General features: G+C 41.8%; 3 protein-coding genes. 1 reads left to right on the forward strand and 2 read right to left on the reverse strand.

Annotation, left to right across the window (positions count from 1 at the left end; genetic code table 11):
• Window positions 1-289: 289 nt before the first annotated feature.
• Complete coding sequence (locus ABJF11_RS11830; RefSeq protein WP_348120066.1) at window positions 290-589, reverse strand: type II toxin-antitoxin system RelE/ParE family toxin; 300 nt, start codon at window positions 587-589, stop codon at window positions 290-292.
• Window positions 582-830, reverse strand: coding sequence for a type II toxin-antitoxin system ParD family antitoxin (locus ABJF11_RS11835; RefSeq protein ID WP_143381536.1), 249 nt, complete (start codon window positions 828-830; stop codon window positions 582-584). The genes ABJF11_RS11830 and ABJF11_RS11835 overlap by 8 nt, the downstream gene beginning before the upstream one ends.
• Window positions 831-1080: 250 nt before the next feature.
• Between ABJF11_RS11835 and ABJF11_RS11840 the strand changes: the two genes are divergently transcribed.
• On the forward strand, window positions 1081-1597 hold a 517-nt coding region (locus ABJF11_RS11840; protein ID WP_348120067.1), incomplete at its 3' end, for a transposase.

Consider the following 1597-nt stretch of genomic DNA (forward strand, 5'->3'; position numbering starts at 1 on the left):
GGTGGTCCCGCCGCTGGCGGGAACCACATCGGTTAGCAAGTGACCGGGCTTATTATAACTTATGATCATACAGATGCCGGTGGCCATGCCCAAAGCACGGACCACATATAGGATGCGGAGCAAGTTATATATGGTGTTGAAATATTGACAACCAAGCATTATGCTGGAAAGGGTTGCCAACAATCCAACACCCCAAAATCAACATTATGGACCAATAAAAAATAAAATATTAACTTTAGAGAACTGGACTAGGGCTTTTCATAGGAGCCATTGTTGGGTGTAGTTTTTATTATTCGGTTATTCTCCTTTTCAAATCCATTCGTTCGTGTAAAATTCTCGTGATTTCAATTGGGTTCACTTCTGATTTGCGATAGAATATTACGTGTCGATTTGCTTTTAGCCCGAAAAGGTCAGATTTAATTCCGTCATAATTTTTTCCAAGTTCTGGATTGTTAGCAATGTCTTGGCAAATATCCAGAAGCATATCGTAATATCTGTCGGCTTGATTTTCAGACCAATTTTCAACTGTATATTCCCAAATTCCATTTAAGTCAGCTACAGCCTTATTGGTCAATTCGTATTTAGCCATTCTGTCTGCGTTTAGCTTTTAATTCCTCAAGATTTTTTTTAGGGTCGAAATCGTGAGCAATTCCGCTATCTATTCCTTCTTGAATAGCATTTCTTAACGCAATAACTTTACTTTCTTCATTTTCCAATAATCGAAGTCCAGCTCTGATTACTTCACTTACGTTTTTGTAACGTCCAGCAGAAACCTGAGTTTGTACAAACTGGTCAAAATAATTTCCGAGCGATATTGATGTATTTTTCATTCCGTTTTAATTTTAATCAAATATACCAATTTTTGGTAAAATACTCAAATTTGTAGATTTTCGCTCAAATTACACCCAACGGTTTCGTATAACCGTCAGTTACGGGATTAAAGATAGTGATTTTCGGTTAAGAACTGGCGTTAGCAATTCCGAGTGGATTCGGACGTAGTCGAATCCGCCGTAATTGCGGTTAGCATCTATGTAAAAGCAGTAAGTCGAGTATCTTTAAGATGAACTAAAAATCAAAGATATGAACACTCAAATTACTGCTACACCTAAGTTATTCATTGGTATCGACATACACAAACGCAGTTGGAAGGTACACTGTGCGACGGATCTGTCATCCGGAAAGACTTTTAGCATGCCGCCCGATGCCGAACTGCTCAATGAATATGTAGCCAAGCATTATACAGGTTATGAAGTGTCCACCGCTTATGAGGCGGGCTGTTGCGGATACCGTGCACACCGGTGCTTTGTAGGTTATGGCTGGCGCAGCTTGGTGGTCAATCCGGCCGATATATTCAGGCGGGGCAAGGAGCGCCATACCAAGACGGATAGGATCGATGCCCAACTCATAGCACGGGAGCTCAAGGACGCCAGGTTGAGCGGTATTTGTGTGCCGGACAAGTGCAGGGAGCAACTGCGGAGCCTTTTCCGTCGCAGGAACGATCTGGTCAAGGATATGCGCCAGATCAAGAGCTATATCAAGATGCAGTTGCTGTATTACGGTATAAGGATACCCCAAGAATTCGATAACGACCATTGGA

The organism is Reichenbachiella sp. (assembly GCF_039941815.1).
GTDB lineage: Bacteria > Bacteroidota > Bacteroidia > Cytophagales > Cyclobacteriaceae > Reichenbachiella.